This window comes from Enterococcus sp. AMC1252, assembly GCF_058216515.1.
This window is the reverse complement of record NZ_CM177097.1, coordinates 2,640,436-2,665,787: the sequence shown is the minus strand read 5'-3', so window position 1 is coordinate 2,665,787 and position 25,352 is coordinate 2,640,436. Positions and strand designations below refer to the sequence as shown.

Below are 25,352 nucleotides of genomic sequence, written 5' to 3'. Positions count from 1 at the left end.
ATTTGTATGCTCCTTTAAGTAGAAAAAACATAGCTTTGTCTTATCATATCAAAAACTTTTAAAAGTCACAATTTATAGCTAGTTTATTGAAAAAATTATTTTGTTTATGAGTTAAGAAGATACAGAAAAAAATGTAGGACAACAAGGTGTATTCATCATTGTCCTACATTTCCTATTAAATTATTGTTTTGCTAGTTTTGGAACTGAAAAACTAGCTATAAAATAGTTGTCTTTTTTTGAAACTTGATAATTGGCTTTTTTGTACTTATCGATCAATTTTGCCAGAATATATAGTCCTTTACCTTGATGATTTTTTTTAGTCGAAAAATTATTTTGCAACAGAGAATGAAAGGAGATCCCGTCATCATTATTATAAGTATTTTTAACTGTTACTTTTACAAATTCTGAATCACCAGTGATGCTTATCTCAATCAACTGAAACTCTGCTTCTTGAACAGCCTCATAAGCGTTATCTAACAAAATAGAGAAGCAACGAATAAAATCAACAATATTCATATCGATATCTGTAAGTTTTTCAGTTATTTGAATTTTTGGTTGGATATCTGTTTCTGAGCAACGTTTTAAAAAGCTAGTCAAAAGACCTTGAATCGGCGGATTATGAATCACTGCAATTGTTTTATATAAATTTGGCGTAAGCAGTGAGTTTGAATAATCGATGATCGAATGCAGTAAGCCAAGAGCTTGCTTTGTATCATTCGTTTCTAAATAAGACGTTAATCCAATCAAAAGCTGTTTGTAATCATGACGAAATTCATTAGAGCGTTCGATTTTTTCTCGCTCTTGTTCATATTTTTCTTTAAGAATACTAATATATTGCTGTTCATTTTGTTGCTTGACCACAAGCAAAATATTCCAACTCAGAAAAGCTGTAAAACAAATAATCATGAACGTACTATAAAAGAAAGGGGCTGAATAGCCTTCTAAAACACTAAGTTGTTGTAATCCAATTGTAAAAAATAAAAAAAATAGAAGTAAAACAGATACAAATCGATATTTTTTAGGTAAAAGATGAAGAGTTGTTGTTACACTAAACCGTTTATTTAAATAGTTGGCAAAGATCAAAAGTAAATAGAGAACAAATTGCTGTAGAAAGATAAAGAATTTTAAGTATGTAGCATGCGTCTCGGCGGATATATAGTGGTTAATAAACAAAATATCCCAAAAATCCAAGGTCAATAACCAAGAAAGTAAAACAATTGCATTTTGAAAGCTTAAAAATAAAGCTGGTGTCAACCAGTTTTGAACTCTTTTTACAGGAAATGAAAATTGTAAAAGAAAAAAAGGAATCAACAACAAGATGACGAAATGATCGTCAGTTAGTGAACCTACAATAAACTGAACAACCAAAATAGCACTCAATATCATTGTTTCTCGAAAAAGCAATATCTTTTTATATGCGAATAACCAAAGTAGCTGTATCAAATTTATTGATAATAAAGAAATAAAGAATGGTCTATCTAGCATATTGATACTCCTGTAATCCTTTTTTTACTTTATCAATGATTCTAGTTCCTACAAAAAGATCTTTCTCACCAGTAAAAGTAATCGTGCCATTTTTTCGATTGATCGATGAAATATTTTCAAGATTGATTACATATGATTGAAGAGCCGAAAATAAGTAAGGTTGTTTTAAGTTGTTTTTGATTTTACCAATTTTTCCTTCAATAATTAACTCTTCCGAAAGAGTTTTGATCAAGACGCGACTCTTCAAGCCCTTTAAGGATTCAATATATAAAATTTCTTTACAATTAAGATAAATAGCTTCGTATCCATTCATAAAAGTTGTAATATCTTGATCTTGTCTCCAAGAAGATTTGGTAAGACTTTCAATTTTTAGAAGAACATTATCAATCGTCGCTTTTAGCTCGCTTGAATCAACAGGATTTTTTACCAAATAACCAAGTGGAAAAATTTCACTATTAATAATTGAAATCGCCTTGTCTTCAAAACTAGTTAGAAAAATAATCGAACATTTTGAATTAATTTCTCTGATTTTATTAGCTAAATCAATGCCAGAATACTGCATTTTTAAATCAATATCTAAAAAGAAAACATCATTATCTGAAATATTCAATGTCGGAATATCGTCCATAAAAAGCAAATGATTATCTAAAGGAGATATTTTGTAATGAAAAGAATTGGAGTGGTAGTTTTCAAGATAATGAATAATTCTTTTTCTATAAAGATTATCATCTTCAACTACATAAATCGTTGTATTTATAGTCATTATTTCCCCTCCTAGAAAAATAAATATTTTAAAAAATAATTTTAATATATTTTAGAATAGAATGATAGAAAAAGAAAGGTTTAAATAGATTAAAAATTAAAAAGGCTGTATATGTAACAAGAAAGCGTTTACTTGTTGCTTTTAAAGTGAAGAAAAATAAAATTTATAAATAAAAAAGTTAAATGTAATTTGTTAGCGCTTACTTGTTGTTTTATTTGTTATTAGGTAATTGTACTATGAATGAGTTCATTGATAAACAAATATGAATACCTTATACAAAAATGTATGAACTATTCGTTTCGTTAGCTAGCTTAACACTGTATGTATCGTGAATGCTCTTAAGGTAAGTTACAAAAAACGTGTTGTGAAGATAGCTTCTAGCTTGGATTAAAAAAAGTATTTTTAGTCATACCGAAGCAAACCCAAGTAGTTTTTATACATAGAAAGGAAGTTAACATGATTACACAGTTAAAGAAAATCTCAAAATATTGTCGATATGTTTTATTGGCGGGTGTCTTACTATTAATTTTTCCAACCTATTCAATGGCTGCCAACAAAGAGACCGACCCATTAGGTTTTGTCGTTCAAGCAATTAGACCAGATACACAACTTGAAATGAACAAATCTTATTTCTTTATTGAAACCAAACCTGATGAGAGTCAAGTGTTGAAAGTAAAAGTGAAATCAACTCAAAATAATCCAACTAAAATAAAAGTTTTTGTTGCCAATGGCACAACAGGTTCAACTGGAAATATTGAGTATGACGAGCCAACCAAAGAACTAGATGTAAGTTTGAAAGATCCTTTAACCGAAATTGTCCAAGTAAGTGAATCAGAGATTTCATTAGAAAGCTTTGAGGAAAAAATAGTTGAACTAGTAGTGACACCACCTAAAAAAAGTTACGAAGGAGTTAAGTTAGGTGCTGTTGTCTTTGAAACGGTTGAAGACCAAGAGAAGACCAAAAAACAAACGATTTCCAATAAATACCAATACAAAATCGGCTTGGTCACCACTGAAACAGGAGAAGAATACAAAAATGCTAAAAAGCTAGAACTAATATCAGCCAAATTAGGGTTGAAATTAGGGCATAAACAAGTCGCTGCTGTCATACATAATCCTGAACCGAAAATTGCAGACAATTTAAAAATTGAAGCAACAGTTACTAAAAAAGGTTCAGAAACTATTTTGAAAAAACAAACCGTAGAAAACGCCAGAATGGCGCCAAATAGTACCTATGAATTTTCGGTCGATTGGGGCGTCGACGCTATCGATGCTGGTGACTATACGTTAAAAGTTCACGCACAAAATGATGAGGAAGATTGGAAATGGGAAAAAGATTTTAATGTTTCCGGTGAAACAGCTAAGAAAATGAACGAAGAAACTGTTTTTAAAATAGAGTCACCAGACTGGTTGCCTTATGTCGTTATATTAGCTATTGGATCATTTATAGTCGTCGTCATAGTGTTATCCATTAGAAATAAACGTTGGAAAAAAATGATCCGCGAACGAATTAGAAAAAGAAAAGCGAAGCAAGCAAAAAGAAAGAAGGCCGAACAAGCAAAGAATAGTAAGAACAAACGAACAAGGGAGTGAAACGAATGAATCGGAGCTTAAAAAAAATCTCAAATAAACGATTACTAACGATAATACTCTTTTTCAGTTTTGCTTTTATTTTTGCTCCAACTGTATCTGCTAATCAAATAGATGAAGGAGATGTTGGCATCGCATTTAAAAAAACAGAAGATGACGTGCCACCAACACCACCGCCACATGATAATACACCTACAGCTAATGACAGTAAACCAATCAATAAACGAGTTAGTTTACCAAATACGGGAGAAACAGTGAAACAATTGACATTCTTGATTAGTGGAATGGTCTTGATCGTCATCAGTTTTGCAATTGTTTTAGATAAACAAATCAAGGCTAGCGGTGATTCATAAATTCAAGAAAAGTATTATTTAAAAATAAACTAAGAGAGGATGTTTTTATGAGAGTCTATCTTTGGCTGTATATATTAGGAGCCTGTGGCACAATTTCTTTAGGAATGTTCCTCTTCTCCTTAAATAGAGACAGCATTTTATTAAAAAAGTTAAAGTTAAAAAAATCAAAAATATTGGTGAACTGGCTATTGCTGGTTGTATCAATTGTCTGCTTTCTTTTGATGATTTATGCATTTATGTATATTCAAAAGCAAATCAATATCTTTAATATAAGTTAAATAAGTGGTAGGAACTTCAACAGCTTACTACGACAACTTCCTCACAGGTAGAATATGTTAGGAGAGAATAAATGAATAAAAAAGTACTAGGAACATTAATCGTAGGTCTATCCGTTGGAGCAGTATTGTTGCCAACAGCTGCTCAAGCAGCAGAAAAAGAAGCAAATACAGGAGTAGGTATTGGATTCAGCAATGGAGATGATACAGTCATTCCTGGACCTTATGATGAAGCATTAAGTTTGATTAATAAACCGACAGCCTTCAAATTTGGTACAGAAAATGAAGCAAGTGCATCAAGCTCAGTATACTATCAACAGTTGAATACAAAACAGTACATCGCAGTATATGAAGATCGTGAAGCGGCTCAACAAACAAACTGGGATATAAAAGCTAAATTGTCTGACCTTACTAGTACAACAGATGCAAAAGAAAAGCTAGCTTCAACATTGTCTATGAACACAGCAAATATTTCTACTTTTAATTTGGATGATCAAAGAGATAAAGAAACAGGGAAATTACCGCAAACCATTGCAAAATTACCAGATTTAACAAAATATACTGAAGATAAAGTAACTGGTTTTACTAAAGTATCTCTTGAAGCTGGTGCTGGTAGTACGCCTATTATGGTTGGTACAAAACCTGGATCTAAAGGATTTGCTGCAGAAGTTAGAAATGTCCAATTAACTGTCAATTCTGGTCAAAAAGATAAAACAGACGGTAAACAATTTACAGGTACAGTTAGCTGGTCTTTAGAAGATACAGAGTAATTAGAACATATCATACATTAAAAAAACACAATAAATAATATTTTAGTCTTAAAGGAAGTTGTCGTAGTAAGCTGTTGAATAAAAAGTAATGGAGGAATTTTTTATGAACAAAAAAATAGTATCTAGTTTAGCATTAACATTAACGTTTGGAGCAGTACTTTTACCAAGTACAGTTAGGGCAGATGAGTTAAATTCTGATATATCGGTGACCGTTGACGCAGGAACAGGGACAGGACCAGCAGAAGAAGAAATATCAGATAAACCATCTCGTGATGGAGAATTTATCATCAAAGCAGTATCAGACTTTAATTACCCTTCTGTTCCGTTAGGAGAAACAAGAGCTGCAACGATTGCAAAAGATAAAGCATCTGGTATCGAGGTAGTCGATGTAACAGGTAATGGTACTGGTTGGAATGTGAAAGTAGCGATGGATTCATTCAAAGTAACAGGCGGAGAAAATGATGGAGAAGACTTAAAAGGATGGGAATTAACGATTCCAACAGCTGAAGTGACATCCAAAAGCTCATCGACCGATCCTGAAAACATGCCAGTAGGAAAAGAAGCCAAAATATCTGGTCAACTTGCCGGCACCGTTTTTAAAGCGGATAAAGGAAAAGGGATGGGACGTTACACGAATGTTTTTGAAAGATATAATGCTCAGCAAGAGCCAACAAGAAAAACAGGGGTCCAATTAACGATTCCAAATACAGCACGTAAAGCAAGTTATGTAGGGAAATTAAAGTGGACATTAGCAAATACACCAGAATAAAGGGAAAGATTTGTTAGTTGGTAAATCCAAAAACGGGAGGATAGATAATGGTGAAGTCAACATTCTTAAAGGGGACTATGATTGTAACTTTTTTGGTAATAGCCTATGGAGCTCAAACTAATATAGTCGAAGCAACTGACTCCATAAATACTGATATTGATGCCAAAATTATCGAAGGGAAGACAAATCCTGTTCCACCGTTATTTGGTCAAGATCCTGAAGATCCAAAAAATAATGGTACAAATAGCTCAGGGTTGTTAAAAATTGATCGGGTACCAAATTTTAGTTTTGGGAAAGTGGTTAAAAGTGGTCTATATCAAGAAGAATATGCGATTAATTCAAATCCATATATCCAAGTATCGGATTTAAGGGGGACTCTAAGCGGTTGGACATTGTATGCTAAAATATCTAACTTTGTTTCAGAGCCAACAACTAGTGATCAAAAAAGATACTTATTGAGTGGAGCCAGTTTAACATTAACAAAAGGCGATATTCAGGAATATAATTCTGAATACGCCGCTCCTCCCAAAAGCTATTCAGTTTCGCTAAATAAAGATCTTCAAAAAGTGATGTCGGCAGATAAAAATGCTGGTCAAGGGGTTTGGGCAACCAGATGGAAAAGTGATAAAGCAATAAATAAAAATATAAAATTAGACATTTTGCCAAATACTGCTAAGGCAGGAAGAGAGTATACAGCAACTATTTTTTGGAAGTTGGCAGATGTTCCAAGTACAGAAAATTAGATGGAGAGTAATAGATGACATTTTTTAAAATAATAAAGTATTGCCTAACAACATTTTTGTTGATGACGTTATTGAGTGTTAGTGATTTTACATATGCAGACGAGCTGGGTTACTCAGTTCAAGCGGTTATTCCAGAAAACCAAATTGATCAATCAAAAACATATTTCGATTTAAAAATGGAGCCTGGACAAACGCAGGATATAGAGCTTGAAATCAAAAGTTCCAGCAGTGAAACATTAAATTTAGAGGTTGTCCCTCATATAGGAACAACAAGTCAAAATGGAGAATTGGAATATAGTGTGGAACCAGAAAAAAATGATTCCACTCTAATTTATCCTATGACAAGACTGATTTCGGGAAAACAAATGGTCACATTGAAACCTAAAGAAACAAAACGTGTGACATTTCGCTTGAAAATGCCTAAAAAAGCATTTGAAGGAAAAATAGTTGGCGGCTTTAATGTTTATGATCAAGAAAATAATAAAACAACCGATTCTGCTTCAAAGAAAAATGATGTTCAGATCAAGAATGTATTTTCTATGGTGATCGGTATACAATTGCGTGAGAATCTAGAAAAAGTAGAGCCAGAGCTTAAATTAAATACCGTTCGGGCAAGCTTATTTAATTATCGAACTGCCGTTACTGCCAATATTCAAAATATAAAGCCAGAGTTTATTAGTGAGCTGACCGTATCTGCGAAAGTCAGAAAAAGTGGTTCGGAAAAAATTGTTTATGAAACTGAAAAATCAGATATGGCAATGGCACCAAACTCAAACTTTAATTTTCCAATTTTATTGGAAAATCAAGAAATAGCTGCAGGAAATTATGAACTAGAGTTAGCGGCGCATTCAAAAACAGGTGAGTGGCAGTTTAGCAAAAAGTTTAGAATTACAGAAGACGAAGCAGACCAATTAAATGAAGAAGCAATTGAAGTAGAAAAACCAGAAAGCAATAAATGGATGATAGTCATTGCTATAGCTGTGGGTATAGTCTTTGTTCTATTATTTGGTATTATTATTGTTTTATGGCGTCGGAGAAAATGAGCTATCAAATGAACCTTTGAGTAAATAGGACAAATTATAATTTAGGTTCATTTTCAAATTTTAATAGAGAGAGACATGACAGAACGTAATTTTGATAATAATAATTTAGCAATTCGCCACTATAAAGAATTCTTGTTATGAGAAACCGTGTATACAAGTAGAAATTCCAACTGAGGACTCGTTCAAAAGGATTGCAAATGGAACGAGTGAATCAAATGGGGAACAATAAATGTATCAAAAGAGTGGAATGATAAAAATGGGCTGTTTTATAAACAGTCATCTATTGGTAACTATAAAGACACCTATACTGGAAAAATCGAATGGCAATTAGTAGATGCTCCAACAAGATGATGAATATGAAAGAATAAGATAAGACTGCCGAAAATAAATAGGAAGAGCTTAGAGAAGATTTTCTCTGAGCTTTTCTATCATGATGTGTATTACCTATAGGGTTCTCAAAAGATAAATATAATTGTCGTTTGGTAGCGCATTCATGGTGTTTTTTTTATCGTTAAATAAGTGTAATATACATATAATAAAATATATTTTATTTAAAAACATATAATTACTATTTTTTATTTCAGAATTGTTTAAACTAAAAATATAAGTATAGTAGAAAAGGGAGGACGAATCATGTATACGATTGGATACTTGATTGAGAATAGACAAGAAGAGAATGCACATTTAAATTTTTTAACAGATAAAGGGTGGAGCTTGCGAGAGATTAATATAATGAAATATTCGGATTATCCAGGTAATTTAGATGCTATTATTCTTTTTGAAGAGACAATGTCAGAAACATGTTGTTGCTTGATGAAATTAAAAAAACACGTAAAAGTGCCGATTTATCTATTGACTACTAGTGATGATTCCCGCTCAAATATAGTTTATCTACAATTAGGAGTGGAAGCGTGTTTTCCTATGAAAATGGAGGAAGAGGAACTTTATTATACATTATCGAATTTACTTACTCGCTATGCCGATAAAAGCAACCATTTGTTATTGGATACATCAAATTTATCTCAGAGAAAAGAAATCGAGCTAATTCCTAGAAATTTAAGTGTGCTAATTGATGGAAAAAAAGAAATTTCTTTAACCAAAAAAGAATATAATGCACTAGAGATGTTATGCAATAGTCCAGGTCAAACTATTTCTTACGATGAACTCAAAGAAAAATTATGGACTCCTGAAATAAATGATGAAAATAAGAATTATCGAGTGGCCAACCTAATGTTTCATTTACGCAATAAAATAGAATCTAGTACAACCAATCCACGATTTATCAAAACGGTTCGTTCTAAAGGGTATATGTTAGATTTAAAATAGTTAAAAGAAAAGTAGTTGACTATAGCCAAAAAGAGGATGGAACAGTAGTTACTTCTGCTCCCACTGTTTATCTGGATAGCATGTGGTTGGGATATGACTCCTATAGTTATGTCCCAACCACTTTTTCAATATAATAGTCAAAAAATAACTAATTTAATTGGAGTGTAAAAGTCACTAGAAATTTTTCTTTCTGACTATATACATAAAGCTCTGTTTGGTTATATTGTTGAAGAATTTTTTGAGCATTGAGCAAATCATGTTCCTTCAACTTTTTTTGTGCTTGAATATTTTGTTTTTTTGCATGCTTAAGCAACGTTGAAGGATTCTTTAAATTAGTTAGAGAAAAGTAAAAGATTTGCTTTTCTTTTTTGATAGAAAGATCTAAGACTGATTCCTGTCCCGGAACAGTTGTTTTTAAGGCGTAATCAAACAAAGCAGAGATACATCGAATAAAATCAATTAGTTGAAGGGGGATGTCTGATTCCTGGATCATTCGAGGAATCGAAATCCTTAGCTGAATATTCTTCGCTTCACACAGTTCAATAAAATGAATCAGTAATCCTTGAACAGGAGGAATCGTTAAATGATTTACCTGATCATACGCATCTTCTTCCAACAAGTTCTTAGAATAGTTTTCTACAGATGAAATAAAATCCAACGCTTTTTGCAAGTCATTATTTTCTATGTACCCCATTAAACTCAAAAGAATATTATGATAATCATGTCTAAATTCATCCGATAAAGTAATTTTTTCCATTTCCTTACTATATTGCTGATACAATATTTTTTTCATCATCTGTTGCTGATAATACTGACTATATAAATAGGCAGTGGTGCAAAAAATTATGCTAAGGGTCAACAGTAAAAACGTTAGATAAAAAAAATCAATATTAGAGTGAAGAAAAACAGCTAAACGTTTAAAAGAATCTAAAGAAACTAAAAGAATCGTTAGCAAAATAGCTGGAAGCTTATAACTTTTTTGAATCTGAATGATTGAGTCGAATATACTATATTTTAGATCGATTTGCTTAACAAGAACAATCAACCCAAAAAGAAAAAGTTGTTGTAATATCAATGAAACTGGAAAAAGTTGTTGGTAAAGAGTATTAGAAATTTGCCCAGTTTTCAAGAGAAAATCGATTAAATCATTTGTAAATAACCATGAAATGATGATTAATGAATTTTCCAAATATAAAAAAAGAACCATAGGCAACCATTTTTTAAAAGACTGAACAATAAAAATAGGTTGTAAAATAGTAAAGATGGCTAATGAGACAAAGGGCATATTAAATACCAAGTCGAGCGGGATTTGAAGACCTAGCAACACAGCTAAAAGAATCGTTTGTTGTGATGTAATAAACTTTTTATAGTTGAGAAACCAAACGAATTGTAAATAATTCACAACAAGTATTCCATTAAAAAGAGTGGTTGTCACAGTTTTTCCCTCCTCTGTTTTAGAATTTTTTAGGTATCGTAAACTTGGCAATAAAGTGATTATTTTTATTTATAAAATTATGACTACTGTACTTATAATTCTTCAATATATTGATAAAAATATATAGACCTTTTCCTTGATGACCTTCTTTGGTTGAAAAATTATTTTGTAAAAAGGTGGAGAATGGGACATCGGTTTGATTATTATAGGTATTATCAACTTCGATGGTCACAGTACTAGCCGTTCCAGTTATGGTGATCTCAATAGAAGGATTATTTGTTTTTTCAGTAGCTTCATACGCATTATCCAACAAGATAGAAAAACAACGAATAAAATCTACGATGTTCATATCAATATTCATCAAATTTTCAGTTATGTGTAAGCTTAGATGAATATTTGCACTAAGTACTTTATTTAGAAAACTAGTTAATAAAGCTTGGATAGGTAAATTATTAATGACAGAAACTTTTCGATATAAGTTTGGTGTAAGCAATGAATCAGAGTATTGAATAATGCGCTTGAGCTGATCAAGCGCTTTTTCTTGATCTCCAGATTCTAAAGAAGTCGTTAGGTTTTGCAGGAAACTTTTATAATCCTGTCGAAACTCATTTGAAAGAGTAATTTTATTTTTTTCGCGATTATAGGTTTCAGTTAAGAGGGCAATATATTGCTTCTCGTTATTAGACTTAAGTACGATCAGCAAATTCCAGCTGATTAAACAGGTGTACCCAACGATGATGAATAAGCTATACATCAGAGAAAACGTATCGCCATTTAAAACGTTGATTTGCTTGATCACAACGGCTAAAAAAAGCAAGAATAAAAGAAAGACAGATAGCAATCTGTACTTTTTTGGAAGTAGTGCAGGAGTATCATGAGGAAAATATTGTTTCCATAAATAATTCATTAATCCAATAACTAAAAATAATACTAGCTGCTGTAAGAAAACAAATAAGTAAAAGTAAGAATGATAGGTTGCATTAGAAATTTGATGATTATAATGCAAAATATCCCAAGTATCTAAAGTTGGAATCCAAGAAAGAGTAATCAAAGCAATTTCAAAACTGATCAATAAGGAAGGAGAAAACCAATTATTCAACCTTTTAACAGAAAAAATAAACTGTAATACAAAAAAGGGTAATTGAAAAAGAGCTACATAAGGTGAATTGATAAGAAAACCTAAGCTAAATTGTATTACTACACAAAAAGTTAAGATTAGGCTTTCACGTAACATAAAAATTTTTTTATAGGTGAGAAGCCAGATAAATTGGAAACAATTAATAGCTAGAAATGATGTGAAAAGAGATTTATCCAAAGTAAGTAGCCTCCTATAAGGCTTTTTTTATTTTATCAATAATCGAGATGCCTACATTTAATTGTTCTCCATTTGAGAAGGTAACAATTCCATTTGCTCGATCAAGCGTAGCAATGGTTGATAAGTTGATGATATACGACAGTAACGAGGTCATTAAGTAGTCTTGTGGTAAGAGTTTTTTGATTTTTCCAATATGACCGTTGATAATGATTTCTTCTGAAAAAGTTTTAATTAAAATTTGCCCCCGTACTCCTTTTACGGATTCAATGTAAAGGACGTTTTTACAGTTGATATAAACTTTTTCGGCACCATTTTTTAATGTAACAATATCAGGATTTTCGGTCCAGAAATCTTTTAAGAGGTGTACTACTTTTGCTAATAATTTATGGATCGAACTATTTAGATTTGTTGGCGATGTACTGTCTTTAACGATATAGCCAATTGGAAAGATATCACTATTGATTATAGAGATCGCTTTGTCTTCTAGACTAGTCAGAAAAATGATCGAACAGTTATTATTTCGTTTTCTCACTTCAGTCGCTAAATCAATTCCAGTAAATGTTGTTTTCAAATCAATATCAAAAATAAAAACATCCGTATCAGCAACAGACAGTGTTTGTAAATCTTTTAAAAAAAATAAATGATTATCTATAGAAGAAATATCAAAATCAACAAAGTTAGAGTGATAGTCTTCTAAAGAGTTTATAATTCGTTTCCGATACTCATAATCATCTTCTATCACGTAGATTTTAGCACATAAGCTCATAATAAAGTACTCCTTAGTATTTAAAAAAAATATTAATCAAACAATACTAATACATAGTAAATTATATTGACAATAAAATGAAGAGTTTATTAATAAAAAATTTATAAAAAAACGTAAAAAAGACAAAAAAACGTTTACATTCGATTTAAGTGATTTAAAAGTATCGGTATTATTTAAACAGTATTACAGCACCATTTTAATACAAGTGAATTAATGAGGAGGAATTATATGTGGAGGAATAGATTACTTGCATTTTTGTTGGTAATTATTTGTTTTAGTACTTATCCAAAGAGTAGTAAAGCAGAAGAGAAAAATGCCGGAAACCATGCAAGTAGTCAAGCGAGTATTACATTTGTCCATGACAATACACCTTTAAAAAGCAAAGAACCTCCAACTGAAAAAGGAGGAATATTTGGTGATTTAGGTCTAGGGCAAGGAAAAAGATTACCAAACACTGGTGAAGTTAAGATGATTTTATGGATAGCCGCAGGTTACCTAACATTAATAATTTTAAGCTTTATCATCGGCTATTACTATTTAATTGGGGGAAGAAAAATGAAACTATGGAAATCGATGTTATTAACAACAGTACTATTAGGTAGTATTGCAGCACCCAGCGTCTCACTTGCGACAGATGGTACGGCAGGAGACGAAACAGGGAAAAAAGATGCAAAATCTTTTAGTTCGGTAAACTTACAAGCAGGGAAAGATGATGAACCTGGTGAACCAGAAATTCCTGGCGGTGAACCTGGAAAAGGAGAAGAAGGTTCAGGAGAAACAGGAAATACTGGAGTTCTAGCAATTACGTATGTTTCTCCATTAGATTTTGGAGATTTTCAATTAACGGGTAAACAAGAAGTATTATCTGCAACAAATGAAAATCCAAGTCTTCAAATTCGAGATATCCGCGGAACAGCTAAAGGCTGGACGGTTCAAGTTGCAATGACAGAATTTAAACAAAAAGAAAACGATAAAGTCATTATGAAAGGTGCTTCTCTATATTTACCAATGGGAACAGCCAAATCAAGCGGTACAACCGCTACAGCACCAATAACAAGAGAAGTGAAGGAAGTAAATACAAAAGCACAAACTGTTTTTGAAGCACCAAATGGAACTGGTGCTGGTGCATGGATGGATCAATTTGGGAAAGAGACTGTAAAATTAACAGTTCCACAAGATGTCTTGGTTGGTGAATATCAAGCGCAATTAACATGGACAATCTCAGATACGCCAGGAAAAAAATAATAAGGAGAGAAAATTAAATGAAAAAAACAATTATCTTAACAAGCGCAATCGTATTAACATCACTTGCAATGGGAGCTAAAGCAGCTCATGCAGAAAGTACAAAACCATATGATAGCAAAGCAACATTTAGTCTTGAAACAGAAGATCCAGAAAATCCTGATCCAAACGAACCAATAGATCCAGAAAAACCAATTGATCCAGGTGAAGGCGGCGAAGGTGGAGGAACAGGTCAAAAAGGATTGTTGACGATTGATGCTGTTTCTAACTTTAACTTTGGTTCAGCAAGTATTTCAGGTGGGGAAACAAAAACGAAATCAATCGTTAAAGATGGAGAAACATTAGGTATTCAAGTAACAGATAAGCGTGGAACAGGTGCTGGTTGGAATGTTCAAGCAAAAATCGGCAACTTTGAAGATAAAACAGATACTAAGAATGTAAAAACGTTAAAAGGTGCCAGTGTAAAGATTCCTGCAGGAACATTTAAAACAGCTGCAAATGGCGATACATTAAATCCACCAGCAGCCTCAAATGCTCAAGGAACCGTAATTGGTACAGCTGCAACACAACTTATTACAGCAGCGAAAGACAAAGGAAAAGGTTCTTGGATCAATGACTGGGCAGAGAATGTCGAATTAACAATTCCTGGGGGAAATCTTGTTGGTAATTATGAAGCAGCAATTACGTGGACATTGATTGATACACCAACAGGAACAAAATAATCTCATAAAGAAAGTGAGCAATAAAAATGAAAAAAATTAATTTATTAGCAGGTATTGCTTTAGCGGGTCTTGTCTTCATCAATGGACAAAGTGTTTTTGCAGCAGATACGGCAACAGAAAAATCAACTAAAGCAGAAGTTGAAGTAACAAAATCTGGCGGAATCGATCCAGAAAATCCAGAAGAACCAGAAGAACCAATTGGACCAGGAAAAGGATCAGGAGACTTTACGATCAATGCTGTTTCTGATTTTGCTTTTGGACAAATCAAAATTGGTGAAGTTGGTACTGCAACTGTTGAAGCAGGTAAAAAATTAGGTGTAGAAGTTGTTGATGATCGTGGAACAGGTGCTGGTTGGAACGTCCAAGTTGCTATGACAAACTTTACCTCAACAATCGATAAAAATACTGACACCATCGTAAAAGGATGGAAATTAGAAATTCCTAAAGGGACTGTTACAAGTAAACAAGGGGATCTGGCTAATGGTCCTGAATCGAGCGCTGTAACATTGGATACTGCTGGTACCGCTCAAACTGTATTTTCAGCAGCAAAAGATAAAGGATTAGGTAGATATACAAATATTTTTATGGATGACAAAACGGCAGCGGCAGATGGTGTTCGTTTGACAATCCCTAGTTATGCAAAAGTAGGTAAATATAAAGCTGATTTAACGTGGACACTGGCGAACGCACCAGTAAAATAATTTATTGAGAAAAGGGAGAATTTAAAATGAAAAAAAGTTTGGTTTTGTTTTCGTCATTAGTATTAGGTGTATTAGCAGTTGATAGCTTTAACACTGAGGTGCAAGCAGTAAAGGCATCAGATGGGCAATCAACAATCAATATCCAAATGTTGGCAGGAGATGAAGAAGAAGTTCGCCCCCCAGCAGGAGGAGAAGATCCAACTGATCCAGAAAATCCAGGAACAGGAAATACAGGTCTTTTAACAATCGATCGTGTACCAAATGTAATTTTTGGTGAAGTAAACATTAGCGGTTCCGATCAAGTGGAATATGCAATGAATGAAAATCCGTATGCTCAAGTAACAGATGTTCGTGGAACCTCTGCTGGTTGGACACTATATGCCAAAGCAGATCCATTTACAAGTGCAACCAAAGATGAACTAAAAGGTGCGACATTATCACTAAAAAATAATACAGTCTCATCAGTAAGTTCAGGGAAAGCAATCGCTGCACCAAAAGGTTTTGATGTGTCATTAACAGCAACGAACCAAAAAGTCATGATGGCAGACAAAAAAGCCGGTGAAGGTACTTGGATGCAATCTTGGAAAAAAGCAGAAGCTGATGAAAAGAACCAAAGTATCCAATTAGCTATTTTAGCTGGTACAGCTAAAGCAAATACAAGCTATACAACAACCATTTACTGGGAGCTTCAAGACGCACCAGGGAAATAAAAATGAGTAAGAGCAAGGCCAAAATCGATTGATACTAAGAAAGTAAGTGGACCATGGAACAAAACAATTATTTTGTTCCACCCCTACTTTCTAACGATTGATCACACTAAATAAACTAATCGTTATTTTATTCACCACAGACGTTAAAACATCTGTTTTAAAAGTTGGGTGTCTCAAAAGTTTTAGGTTAGCCCAAGCTCATTTACTACAGGAGGAAAAAACGATGCGCAACGTCAAAACAATGATTTACAGTTTATTTTTAATTACATTATTTTTCATAGGAACGCCCGCTTTAGCGGCAGATATGGAATATTCCATTAGTGCTAATATCCCGGAAAATCAAGTAGATAAAAGTCAAACGTACTTTGATCTACGAATGAAACCAGGACAAAAACAAGATTTAACACTGAATGTTTCAAATGCTGGGGACAAAGAAATCACGTTGAATATTATTCCCAATGTGGCAACAACCAATCAAAACGGTGTCATTGACTTTAGTGAAAAAGACAAAGCGATAGACTCTACTCTTAAGTACCCTTTGACAAAACTTTTATCTAAAGAACAAAAAGTGACCCTAGCACCAAAAGAGAGAAAAGTGGTTTCTTTTAGTTTACAAATGCCTGAAGAGGAATTAATTGGTAAAATCGTGGGCGGATTTTACGTGTATAAAGATGAATCAGGGGAAGAAGAGAAAAAATCTGAAGGCGGCGTCCAGATTACTAATAAATACGCCATGGTTGTTGGTGTTCAATTAACTGAAAAAGATGATCCTGTAGCACCTGAATTAAAATTGAATACGATCCAACCCAGTTTATTGAACTATCGAACAGCCATAACAGCTAATTTACAAAATACAAAGCCAACATTCGTAAATGATTTAAAAGTTGTGGCGAAAGTAAGCAAAAAAGGATCGACAGAGGTTATCCACCAAACAACTAAAGATGAGATGGCAATGGCACCAAACTCAAATTTTGACTTTCCAATTAGTTGGGATAATCAAGAACTAGCGCCAGGTCAATATTCTGTAAACTTAGTGGCTACTACCAAGGACAATGAGTGGAAATTTCAAAAAGATTTTGAGATCAAAGCCAAAGAAGTCAAGAAATTAAACGAAGAAGCAATCGACGTCAAAAAAGAACCCAACTATTGGGCAATCGGCGGAATTATTGCAGGAATTGTCATAGTAATTGTCGCTGTTATTCTGTTGATTGTAAAAGTGATAAAAGATAAAAAACGTAAAGAAGCCCTAGCAAGAAAACGTAATAAACGCAAAAAGAAAAGTCCAAATAAGCAACAAAAGAGAGAAGATTAATTCTAAATAAAGAAAGGAGGAATAAAAAATGAAAACAAAAGTAAAAATGTTGAATCGTATTATTTTTTGCTTATTCATCTTTATCCTATTTCTTTTTAAAGCACAATTTGTTCAAGCCGTTTCGCCTGAAGATTTGTTCGTAGAGATGAGTCCAGAAGGTAGAATCACACGAGGAACAGCTTTTACTCCGGATAAAACAATTATTCGACCAGCGTATACAAAAAAAGCTCAAGATCTTTTGAAGGATGTTGTCACCAGTGATGGGACTCCTTATTTTAAATATTTAGACGAAAATGTAGGATTTACAAAAGGATTAGTGTTGTATTATAACAATGTTGGAGTGTACAATAATCGACCACTGTCTATGAAATTCACCTATATGACTGGACCTACCAGTGAGAACTGGCGTTACCAATTAACGTTAAGTTCTAGTGGCTCAATTAAAGTGGCTTCAAATATGCGAGATATATCTTCTGCCCAAGGTTGGGTATCTTATCAGTTAGTCTATAGTGATACGAAAGAAGCTGTTAAAAATATTTATGTGGAATTTCCACAAATTATTTCGAATCCAATCAGCCCTATAGTTGCAGAAGATTTTCCTTACAATACATTTAGTATGACTGGTTTAAAGAAAATCTACCTTCAAAAACCAAGAGAGTTTCTACTAGGAGGTCAAGTATCACAATTTGAAAGCGCAAGTAGTGGGCCATTTCTTAAGCTAAGATTATTGAGTACAGAGTACATTGATCAACGGTATATCATTATGTCAGAAAGTGAATATCCAGTAATTATTGGTGGTTATCAATCACAGAACTATGCTAGTAGTATGACTTCTTTTTTAAGTGACATTGAGTCACCTACAGTTCCTGATTATAATGCGCCAAGTATTGATGGGGCTAAAGTCACAGATGGTTTTCAAGCAAATTATTCTATTAATCAAGCGGTTACTGCTACTTATGAACAATACTATCCAGAAGAGCTAGATGTTGTTTTAGAGGATAAAGAAAAATTATTTTCAACATTTGATGCTACAAACCTCAAAATTTCTAAGTCAGATGGCATAGATATTACAAGTAAAATCAAAATTAGTAAAAATTCTGACGGGAAATTAAATCTTGCGATCCCTAAGACGTTACTAAAAGAGTTGAGAAGTAATACGATTAGAATAAGTGCAAGCTTTAAAAGTATAGACAATAAAAAAGCAGCAACTTTTTACGATTCTAAGAGTGGTTCAGTCAAGTTACCGTTAACAGTAAATAATGTCAGAAAATATGGTGTTGAACCAGTTTCATCTGCCAGTAACACAGGCTACGCTGAGATTGTTACAGGTATCACTGCAACAGCTGTACCACAAAAGGTTCCTGTTAATAGTACGACAAAAGACTTAGACCTAGAAAAAGTTTTAACAAAAATGAAAAGTACCTTTCCGGAAGATTCTATTAAAATAGTTGGTTTTACAACAGATAAAGTATTCGATACAGTAAAAAAAGATTCTATTGATGTGAAGGTTCAAAGTACTCTTTTACCAGAAATGACAAGTGTTGTTACTGTACCGGTAGACGTAACGGATGATGTTGTGACCAGTGCATTTTTTGAAAACCAAAGTTGGATTATCAATGCAATCAACAATCAATTAAAACCTAAACAAATCAACAAAGACGTCTACATGTCTGATTTAGCTAAAATAACTGAAGTTAATACAGATACGGATGGGGTATTTACGAATCAGCTGATTCCTAAAAATATCAAATATATGATAAATCTGACTCTTTTATCTTTAAAAGATAAAGGAATGGCAGGCATATTACCTGAGGAATTGGGAGATTTAAGCCGATTGAAGGATTTGCGGATATATGGAAATACCTTCACTTCTGGTATTCCAGATAGTTTTTCTAATTTAAAAGACTTAGAATATTTAGACTTGAGCCAAAATAAACTGAATGGAGAAATTCCTCAAGGTTTAGCGTCTTTGACTAAATTGAATACGTTGGCATTGAATATGAATAACTTTGTTGGACAACTGCCGACATTTAAAGATGGATTTACTTATCTAGATTTCAGTAATAACCAAATCACAGTAAATTCAGCTGAGCTTCCAAGCTTTATCACCAGTGCTACAACTAAAAATTATGCGAATACCTTTATCAAAGGAACAGACGAATTAAAATTAACTGGACATGCAACACTTGCGATCAAGGGTACCGATATTACTACCATTAAACCGTTCGATGAAACGGATCAAGGATACTTTTCACTTCATGCTACAGGAAAAGTGGGTTCGGCAATTTCATTATATGATACGCATCAATTTACAATCATTAATGAAGAGACAAAAGCTGTCTTGTACGAAGGACCAGCAGACAAAGCCATTTCGATTCCTTATGTTAAAGGAATGAAATACAAAGTAACCGTAGATAAAGCAGAATTGAATCCGAATAATCAACTTGTGGTGGTAACAAAAGTTCCAGAACTAAAATTAGAAGGTGTACCAGAGGATATGTCATTTGCTATTTCCTTAGGTCAAGACTTGACTAAGCCAGTCAAGTTAACTGGGAAACTTTCAGTATTCGATAATCGTGATAATGGACATTGGCGCTTGAGTTTCACAGCAAGTGCATTAACATCTGGTTTAAAGACACTACAAGGTGAATACACGTACAAAGATAAAAAAGGCACAGAAAACATGATTGTAACAGGTCAAAAAGTTGTGATTGAAAGTGGCACAAGTGACGCTGATAACGAAATTATTCCCATTTCAGATAGTTGGAATAAGGAACAAGGATTACAATACAAAATGAATGGGTCTAATTATTTAGGCACATACAGCGGTAATGTAACCTGGACACTGGAGGATGTTCCTAGCTCAAATTAGAGCTGGGAATATCTTTGATATGGAAGGAAAAATAAAGAAAATACATAATTTAGTCTAAAAAACGGATTACATTATAATATTGACATAATAAAAACGATTGTTATTTGTCTAGTATAGGGAGGGATAAAATGAAGAAACATTATTATTTTATGGTGAGTTTATTTTTATTCCTGATTATGTTCTGTGGAACCCAATTAGCGTCCGCAGAAGTGGAAACAACAGAAATTTTAGCTATAAAAGAACCGACTTGGTTGTTTAAAGCAGGAATCACCAAAGGGAGATATCATGACCGTCAAGATTTAGGCTTTGTTTTAAGGGAAAATACAACATTGAAAATCAGGCAAACAAATCCCTCTTTTAAAGGCGAATTGACTGTATGGTTATTATCAAATGATTCCAAAGAAGAAGTATCCAAAAAAGTGGGAACCCAATGGGTAGAAATTTCTTCAAGCTCTTCGACTGCTCCTTTTATCACTACACCATATGGCCAAACAAATGCATCCATAGAATATGAAATTGTTGATACGAACCAACAAAAAAAACTACCGATCTATGAATGGCATGGGAATCCAATTGATTTTTTTACTATCTGGGATAAATATGACAGCAATTACGCACTAATTAAGGGAACCAGATTTCAGTTGTTTTTACCTAAAAGAGATAAAGAATTAGTTAGAAAGCTCAAAGACTTTAAAACAATCGATGAGCTAATCGAACATCTAGATGACATACTTATGACGTTTGATCAATATATCGGTTTGAATGACTCTTCACCGGAAAATAGACAAAGCGAAAATCGCTACTTTTTAAAAGCAGATGTCAGCGGAGCGGGTGGGGCATATTATAATGTAAACTGGGCTGCTAATACTAGTAACAGTACGGATATGTGGTTAGAAAAAAAAGGTTGGGGACCACTTCATGAAATTGGTCATGGTTATCAGGCGGGATTTGATGATGTTGGCATTTACACTGGGGAAGTATCAAATAACTTGCTGGCAGCACAATTTCAATACGAGAAATTTGGAAAGACGGCAGATAACTTCAGCTGGCTCTTTAACTTTGGGAAAAGAACCCAAATCGACAATGGATTATATCAAAAAATCGTGAATGAAAAAAAAGGCTATACGGATGATTTAAACCTTCGAGAACGCTTAGTGTTATTGACTATGTTAAAACAAAAAGCTGGAAAAGAAGCCTACGCTAAAATGTACCAGGGCTATCGTGTATTAGCCCAACAATCTGGATTCAATCCCGCAAATTATCCGCTTCCTGAGTTGATGAATAAATATTACAGCGAAACAAGCGGATTTGATTTTACCCCAGCTTTAGATCGCTGGAAAATGAAAACCAGCACTAAACAAGGGGAAATGAATCGTTCCAAAAGATATCCAGCAGTCGCATCTTTAGTGGATGTGATACCAAAGGGTCAACTTGATACTACAAGAAAACGCATTGATGGACAAATCATGATCAATTCAAATTTTGAACTTGTAGATAACCAAACCATTGCTCCCTTAGGTCTAACTGGATCACTTACTGTGAATGTAAAAATCGATGATTTTCAGCAAATCAAAGGGAAAAGAGTTCGGTTGTTAGATGGCAAAAAAATCATTAAAGAATCCGTGATTCAAGGCGCAGTAATTCAATTTGATAATGTACCAAATGGGGTCTATACCCTAGAGATAGTAGATAGCTTGAAGCTTGGTTATACTTTCAACCAACATTATATGTATATCAAAGAAAAAGAAAACAACGATACTATTACCTTCAAAAAAATCAATACAAGTACTTTATTAAATCAAGAAATACGTTTTCACGGATTAGGAAACGTACTTGCGGCTTCTTTTAAAACAAATGCAAATCTTCAACAAGCAAGTTTTAAAGTGGCGAATAAAGATCCCCATGCTTATTATGCAGGAAAAAAATACATCAGTATACAAGTGAGTGATTCAACAGGCCAGGTCATTTACAGCAAAGAACTGAAAGGAACAAAAAATACATTAGGAGAAGATACGTTTCCTTTTGCACCTGGCTATCAAGTAAAAATCTTCCATGCTGAAACCAAGACCCGTTTAATAAGTGCTGACAATATCATTTATAAAGGAAATAATACAAACGACTTTAAAATGACAGCTAGAGGCTTAGCAAACGAACAGCTAAAAAATGATCCTGAATCAATTTTAATGGGAAAAATAGATGTATTAGCAGCGGAAATAAATAGCCAAGAAGAGCTTAAAAAAACATTAGAGTCTGAATTAAAACAACAACTTTGGGCAGCTATGAATGAACTCTCAGAAAAAAATAAAATAGTTTATCAGACGAAATACGAATCTCTTTTTCCTATAGCAGAAACAGAAAAAAAAGACACCGCAACCGTTGAAGTCATTGCAGATCCAAGTGCTTTTATGATAAATGCAGTCTCAGCATTTTCATTTAACCAAATTCAATTAGGTAAGACAGGGAACCCTTCTGTAGTAATGGGCGAGCAACTAGGTCTAGAAGTCATTGATAAAAGGGGTGTCGGCAGTGGCTGGAACGTTCAAGTGGCAATGACTGATTTTTCATCAAAAGATGGAAAAAATAAAGAAACAATTCTTAAAGGTTGGCGTTTAAAAATTCCCCAAGGAACAATTACTAGTCAAGGGGGGGATTTAGAGAATCCACCAAAAACAACGGAAGTAATCATTTCGACAGCCAATACCAATCAATTGATTTTTTCAGCGGAAAAAGATCAAGGCTTGGGAGATTATACAGATGTCTTTATGACGGACCAAACAGCTAAGGAAAATGCTATCAGTCTATCAATCCCGACCTATGTAAAATTAGGGAGCTACAAAGCAGAACTAATTTGGTCACTAGTTGATGGACCAATCAAATAATATTAAATTAACAGGAGGATTACAGGATGTATACAATTGGCTTTTTAACTTCAGAAGAACCCCAAAATAGTATTCATATGGAGTACTTAATTGAAAAAGGCTGGAATATTGTACTGATAAAAAGCAATGAACTTCCATCTGAAAAAACTAAAGTAGATGCAATCGTTATCCAAGGAACAAATATGCCGACAACTTGCAATTGGCTGATCGAACTAACACGAAATACTTGTCTTCCAATTTATTTGATTTCAAAAGAAGGCGATTCTCACGCAAATATTGTCTATTTACAATTAGGGACAAAAGTTTGTTTTTCACCAGAAATATATCCAGAAGAATTCTTATTAACGTTGAATAACCTTTTGACAGATCATACGTTCAATCATGAATTAGACCAAACAGATATAATTGATCAGACAGCATTAGCACTGTTACCAAACAATTTAAGTGTTGTGATTGATGGAGAGCGGGAAATTCCTTTAACAAAAAAAGAATTTCAGGCAATGGAGATTTTATATAATAACCCAGGTAAAGCTATTCCTTATGAAGAATTCAAAAGAAAACTGTGGAATGCTGATACAGGAATTGATGACAAAAATTACCGCATTGCGAATACTGTTTTTCATTTAAGAAGTAAAATAGAACAGAATACGACTAATCCTAGGTTCATTCAAACGATTCGATCCAAGGGGTATATGTTAAAAGTTAAGTAAGCTTCAAATTCAGAAAGACTTACAGCCACAGGTGATGAGGGGAATTCTCAATTATAAAGGTAAGAGGCTGGGACAACCCTCATGAGTGGTTGATGTGCGCCCTAAAAGTTGTACGTAGATTAACCTGTCATTCGACTGGTATGAATTCGGTATTGAACCGGACTCATACCAGTCAATTTTGCTTTTATCCGATGATGATTGTAATAATCAATATAATTTGTAACTGCTCGTTTTAATTCCTCAAAGCTAGAAAAACTACGACCATAATACATTTCTTGTTTCATTAGACCAAAGAAATTTTCCATTAATGCATTGTCCAAACAATTTCCTTTTCTTGACATACTCTGGTATAGCCTTGCTTGCTTCAATTGTCTGACATACTGTTGATTTTGGTAATGCCACCCTTGATCGGAATGGATGGTTGTTCGAAAGTGGGTCTTTTTACTTTCTTTAATGGCTATTTTTAAAGGAATCAATACACAATCCAACGTTGGTTTTTGCTGAAATTGATAGGCAATGATTTCTCCATTAAAACCATCAAGAAAAGGACTGAGATACGCTTTTCTTTTTAGTTTAATTCCTTCGGAATTTCGTTCAGTATAGTGGAATTCTGAAATATCTGTAAAGATTTTTTGTTTTGGAATCCTGCTGGAAAAGCGGCGATTCATCTTGTTTTTAGCCAAGGTTCCCACTAAACCTTTGTAAGATCGATAACTTCTTGAACGACGAGTAAAGCTTATACATACTAAGTTATATTTCTTCATAATCCGTTGGATTTTCTTATGATTGATTTGATAGCCCATATTCAGTAAAGCCAGCTTGATTCGACGATAGCCATAATTGTGATCATTCTCTTCAAAAATTGTTTGGATCAGTTTCTCCAAGGGAGTCATTTTTTCTTCGCTTATTATCTGTTTTTTCCAGTAATTGAAGGTAGAACGCGGTAGCTTAATCGCTTGTAACACATGATCTTGACGGTACTTTCCAATAAGTTCTATGGCTATTCTGGTTTGAACTCGTCTTTTCGCTTCGCCATAATAGTCTGTTGGAAAGTCCGTAGCTTTTTTAAATACTCAACCTCGATTCGTAAACGTTCATTCTCACGTTCTAATTCTTTTTCACGAGATCGTTTGCTTGTTTTTTGCAGTTTTTTTGTTGGTTTGTTCATCTTTTTTTTTGGTCTCCCTTTTTGAGTAGACAGAGCAGTTTGACCACCAGCGATGTAGTTTTTTTGCCAACGAGAAATCATCGACCCACTAGGCAGCTTGAATTGTCTTGCTGCTTCACCGAAAGAAGCACCTGTCGTTTCTATAAAGTGTAATACATCTCGCTTAAATTCACTAGTATATTTTGTTGGTGAACGGTGTATTTTGAGCCCTTCTTTCCCAAATAATTGATAGGAGTGTTTCCAATTGTAAATTAAGGCATTTGATGGGAGTCCGTATTTTTTAGCCAACGCTCGTCCGCCCAGAGGGCCTTCTAAGTACTCTTTCACTAGCTTTAATTTGAATTCTACCTCATAATAACTCATAAAAAATAACCTCCAAAAATTGTATTTTCACGTACAACTT

Annotated in this window: 22 protein-coding genes; 15 read left to right on the top strand and 7 right to left on the bottom strand. The window is 33.6% G+C overall.

Annotated features, from left to right (window positions below):
- Positions 1 to 180: 180 nt before the first annotated feature.
- On the bottom strand, positions 181 to 1,485 hold the full coding sequence (locus tag AC4BB5_RS12575; RefSeq protein WP_490456461.1) for a sensor histidine kinase: 1,305 nt from the start codon (positions 1,483 to 1,485) through the stop codon (positions 181 to 183).
- Positions 1,475 to 2,248: a LytR/AlgR family response regulator transcription factor gene (locus tag AC4BB5_RS12570; RefSeq protein WP_490456460.1), complete on the bottom strand. Its 774-nt coding sequence runs from the start codon at positions 2,246 to 2,248 to the stop codon at positions 1,475 to 1,477. The genes AC4BB5_RS12575 and AC4BB5_RS12570 overlap by 11 nt, the downstream gene beginning before the upstream one ends.
- A gap of 456 nt (positions 2,249 to 2,704) precedes the next feature.
- Here AC4BB5_RS12570 and AC4BB5_RS12565 point away from each other — a divergent pair, with 456 nt between their 5' ends.
- The 7 genes from AC4BB5_RS12565 (at position 2,705) to AC4BB5_RS12535 (ending at position 9,117) form a co-directional block, all read left to right on the top strand.
- Entirely contained in the window at positions 2,705 to 3,841 is a 1,137-nt protein-coding gene (locus tag AC4BB5_RS12565) for a WxLIP family cell surface protein (protein ID WP_490456459.1), read from the top strand.
- Between the two features lie 5 nt (positions 3,842 to 3,846).
- The gene (locus AC4BB5_RS12560; protein WP_490456458.1) at positions 3,847 to 4,191 is read left to right on the top strand and encodes an EF2685/EF0750 family sortase-dependent surface protein; all 345 of its coding nucleotides are present in this window, start codon (positions 3,847 to 3,849) and stop codon (positions 4,189 to 4,191) included.
- A 349-nt stretch (positions 4,192 to 4,540) separates the two neighbouring features.
- Positions 4,541 to 5,236 carry a hypothetical protein gene (locus AC4BB5_RS12555; protein WP_490456457.1) on the top strand — a complete coding sequence of 232 codons (696 nt, stop codon included), beginning with the start codon at positions 4,541 to 4,543 and terminating at the stop codon, positions 5,234 to 5,236.
- A gap of 103 nt (positions 5,237 to 5,339) precedes the next feature.
- The gene (locus AC4BB5_RS12550; protein ID WP_490456456.1) at positions 5,340 to 6,005 is read left to right on the top strand and encodes a WxL domain-containing protein; all 666 of its coding nucleotides are present in this window, start codon (positions 5,340 to 5,342) and stop codon (positions 6,003 to 6,005) included.
- Between the two features lie 47 nt (positions 6,006 to 6,052).
- Complete coding sequence (locus AC4BB5_RS12545; protein WP_490456455.1) at positions 6,053 to 6,748, top strand: WxL domain-containing protein; 696 nt, start codon at positions 6,053 to 6,055, stop codon at positions 6,746 to 6,748.
- 14 nt (positions 6,749 to 6,762) lie between these two features.
- The gene (locus AC4BB5_RS12540; protein ID WP_490456454.1) at positions 6,763 to 7,791 is read left to right on the top strand and encodes a WxLIP family cell surface protein; all 1,029 of its coding nucleotides are present in this window, start codon (positions 6,763 to 6,765) and stop codon (positions 7,789 to 7,791) included.
- Positions 7,792 to 8,424: 633 nt separating this feature from the next.
- Positions 8,425 to 9,117, top strand: a complete 693-nt coding sequence (locus tag AC4BB5_RS12535; RefSeq protein ID WP_490456453.1) for a winged helix-turn-helix domain-containing protein — start codon at positions 8,425 to 8,427, stop codon at positions 9,115 to 9,117.
- Positions 9,118 to 9,265: 148 nt separating this feature from the next.
- Here the strand turns inward: AC4BB5_RS12535 and AC4BB5_RS12530 are convergent, their stop codons facing one another.
- From AC4BB5_RS12530 to AC4BB5_RS12520, 3 genes are all read right to left on the bottom strand, one after another.
- Positions 9,266 to 10,552 carry a hypothetical protein gene (locus AC4BB5_RS12530; RefSeq protein ID WP_490456452.1) on the bottom strand — a complete coding sequence of 429 codons (1,287 nt, stop codon included), beginning with the start codon at positions 10,550 to 10,552 and terminating at the stop codon, positions 9,266 to 9,268.
- 19 nt (positions 10,553 to 10,571) lie between these two features.
- Entirely contained in the window at positions 10,572 to 11,651 is a 1,080-nt protein-coding gene (locus AC4BB5_RS12525) for a GHKL domain-containing protein (RefSeq protein ID WP_490456451.1), read from the bottom strand.
- Between the two features lie 229 nt (positions 11,652 to 11,880).
- Positions 11,881 to 12,633, bottom strand: coding sequence for a LytR/AlgR family response regulator transcription factor (locus AC4BB5_RS12520; protein ID WP_490456450.1), 753 nt, complete (start codon positions 12,631 to 12,633; stop codon positions 11,881 to 11,883).
- Between the two features lie 228 nt (positions 12,634 to 12,861).
- Between AC4BB5_RS12520 and AC4BB5_RS12515 the strand changes: the two genes are divergently transcribed.
- The 8 genes from AC4BB5_RS12515 (at position 12,862) to AC4BB5_RS12480 (ending at position 23,781) form a co-directional block, all read left to right on the top strand.
- Positions 12,862 to 13,878, top strand: coding sequence for a WxL domain-containing protein (locus AC4BB5_RS12515; protein ID WP_490456449.1), 1,017 nt, complete (start codon positions 12,862 to 12,864; stop codon positions 13,876 to 13,878).
- 17 nt (positions 13,879 to 13,895) lie between these two features.
- Positions 13,896 to 14,597, top strand: coding sequence for a WxL domain-containing protein (locus tag AC4BB5_RS12510; RefSeq protein ID WP_490456448.1), 702 nt, complete (start codon positions 13,896 to 13,898; stop codon positions 14,595 to 14,597).
- A gap of 26 nt (positions 14,598 to 14,623) precedes the next feature.
- Positions 14,624 to 15,298, top strand: a complete 675-nt coding sequence (locus AC4BB5_RS12505; protein ID WP_490456447.1) for a WxL domain-containing protein — start codon at positions 14,624 to 14,626, stop codon at positions 15,296 to 15,298.
- Between the two features lie 26 nt (positions 15,299 to 15,324).
- On the top strand, positions 15,325 to 16,008 hold the full coding sequence (locus AC4BB5_RS12500; RefSeq protein ID WP_490456446.1) for a WxL domain-containing protein: 684 nt from the start codon (positions 15,325 to 15,327) through the stop codon (positions 16,006 to 16,008).
- 223 nt (positions 16,009 to 16,231) lie between these two features.
- Positions 16,232 to 17,320: a WxLIP family cell surface protein gene (locus AC4BB5_RS12495; RefSeq protein ID WP_490456445.1), complete on the top strand. Its 1,089-nt coding sequence runs from the start codon at positions 16,232 to 16,234 to the stop codon at positions 17,318 to 17,320.
- Positions 17,321 to 17,348: 28 nt separating this feature from the next.
- Positions 17,349 to 20,192 (top strand): leucine-rich repeat domain-containing protein, encoded by a 2,844-nt coding sequence (locus AC4BB5_RS12490; RefSeq protein ID WP_490456444.1) that lies wholly within the window; start codon positions 17,349 to 17,351, stop codon positions 20,190 to 20,192.
- A 128-nt stretch (positions 20,193 to 20,320) separates the two neighbouring features.
- Complete coding sequence (locus tag AC4BB5_RS12485) at positions 20,321 to 23,071, top strand: putative mucin/carbohydrate-binding domain-containing protein (RefSeq protein WP_490456443.1); 2,751 nt, start codon at positions 20,321 to 20,323, stop codon at positions 23,069 to 23,071.
- Positions 23,072 to 23,097: 26 nt separating this feature from the next.
- Complete coding sequence (locus tag AC4BB5_RS12480; RefSeq protein WP_490456442.1) at positions 23,098 to 23,781, top strand: DNA-binding response regulator; 684 nt, start codon at positions 23,098 to 23,100, stop codon at positions 23,779 to 23,781.
- Between the two features lie 119 nt (positions 23,782 to 23,900).
- Here AC4BB5_RS12480 and AC4BB5_RS12475 read toward each other — a convergent pair whose 3' ends face one another.
- Positions 23,901 to 24,770, bottom strand: coding sequence for an IS3 family transposase (locus tag AC4BB5_RS12475; protein WP_490459069.1), 870 nt, complete (start codon positions 24,768 to 24,770; stop codon positions 23,901 to 23,903).
- A gap of 11 nt (positions 24,771 to 24,781) precedes the next feature.
- Complete coding sequence (locus AC4BB5_RS12470; protein ID WP_490456441.1) at positions 24,782 to 25,312, bottom strand: transposase; 531 nt, start codon at positions 25,310 to 25,312, stop codon at positions 24,782 to 24,784.
- Positions 25,313 to 25,352 lie beyond the last annotated feature (40 nt).

What these genes read in the sequence shown, in the direction of transcription:
- AC4BB5_RS12575 (WP_490456461.1), bottom strand. Translation starts at nt 1,485, where the DNA reads ATGCTAGATAGACCATTCTTTATTTCTTTATTATCAATAAATTTGATA.
- AC4BB5_RS12570 (WP_490456460.1), bottom strand. Translation starts at nt 2,248, where the DNA reads ATGACTATAAATACAACGATTTATGTAGTTGAAGATGATAATCTTTAT.
- AC4BB5_RS12565 (WP_490456459.1), top strand. Translation starts at nt 2,705, where the DNA reads ATGATTACACAGTTAAAGAAAATCTCAAAATATTGTCGATATGTTTTA.
- AC4BB5_RS12560 (WP_490456458.1), top strand. Translation starts at nt 3,847, where the DNA reads ATGAATCGGAGCTTAAAAAAAATCTCAAATAAACGATTACTAACGATA.
- AC4BB5_RS12555 (WP_490456457.1), top strand. Translation starts at nt 4,541, where the DNA reads ATGAATAAAAAAGTACTAGGAACATTAATCGTAGGTCTATCCGTTGGA.
- AC4BB5_RS12550 (WP_490456456.1), top strand. Translation starts at nt 5,340, where the DNA reads ATGAACAAAAAAATAGTATCTAGTTTAGCATTAACATTAACGTTTGGA.
- AC4BB5_RS12545 (WP_490456455.1), top strand. Translation starts at nt 6,053, where the DNA reads ATGGTGAAGTCAACATTCTTAAAGGGGACTATGATTGTAACTTTTTTG.
- AC4BB5_RS12540 (WP_490456454.1), top strand. Translation starts at nt 6,763, where the DNA reads ATGACATTTTTTAAAATAATAAAGTATTGCCTAACAACATTTTTGTTG.
- AC4BB5_RS12535 (WP_490456453.1), top strand. Translation starts at nt 8,425, where the DNA reads ATGTATACGATTGGATACTTGATTGAGAATAGACAAGAAGAGAATGCA.
- AC4BB5_RS12520 (WP_490456450.1), bottom strand. Translation starts at nt 12,633, where the DNA reads ATGAGCTTATGTGCTAAAATCTACGTGATAGAAGATGATTATGAGTAT.
- AC4BB5_RS12515 (WP_490456449.1), top strand. Translation starts at nt 12,862, where the DNA reads ATGTGGAGGAATAGATTACTTGCATTTTTGTTGGTAATTATTTGTTTT.
- AC4BB5_RS12510 (WP_490456448.1), top strand. Translation starts at nt 13,896, where the DNA reads ATGAAAAAAACAATTATCTTAACAAGCGCAATCGTATTAACATCACTT.
- AC4BB5_RS12505 (WP_490456447.1), top strand. Translation starts at nt 14,624, where the DNA reads ATGAAAAAAATTAATTTATTAGCAGGTATTGCTTTAGCGGGTCTTGTC.
- AC4BB5_RS12500 (WP_490456446.1), top strand. Translation starts at nt 15,325, where the DNA reads ATGAAAAAAAGTTTGGTTTTGTTTTCGTCATTAGTATTAGGTGTATTA.
- AC4BB5_RS12495 (WP_490456445.1), top strand. Translation starts at nt 16,232, where the DNA reads ATGCGCAACGTCAAAACAATGATTTACAGTTTATTTTTAATTACATTA.
- AC4BB5_RS12490 (WP_490456444.1), top strand. Translation starts at nt 17,349, where the DNA reads ATGAAAACAAAAGTAAAAATGTTGAATCGTATTATTTTTTGCTTATTC.
- AC4BB5_RS12485 (WP_490456443.1), top strand. Translation starts at nt 20,321, where the DNA reads ATGAAGAAACATTATTATTTTATGGTGAGTTTATTTTTATTCCTGATT.
- AC4BB5_RS12480 (WP_490456442.1), top strand. Translation starts at nt 23,098, where the DNA reads ATGTATACAATTGGCTTTTTAACTTCAGAAGAACCCCAAAATAGTATT.
- AC4BB5_RS12470 (WP_490456441.1), bottom strand. Translation starts at nt 25,312, where the DNA reads ATGAGTTATTATGAGGTAGAATTCAAATTAAAGCTAGTGAAAGAGTAC.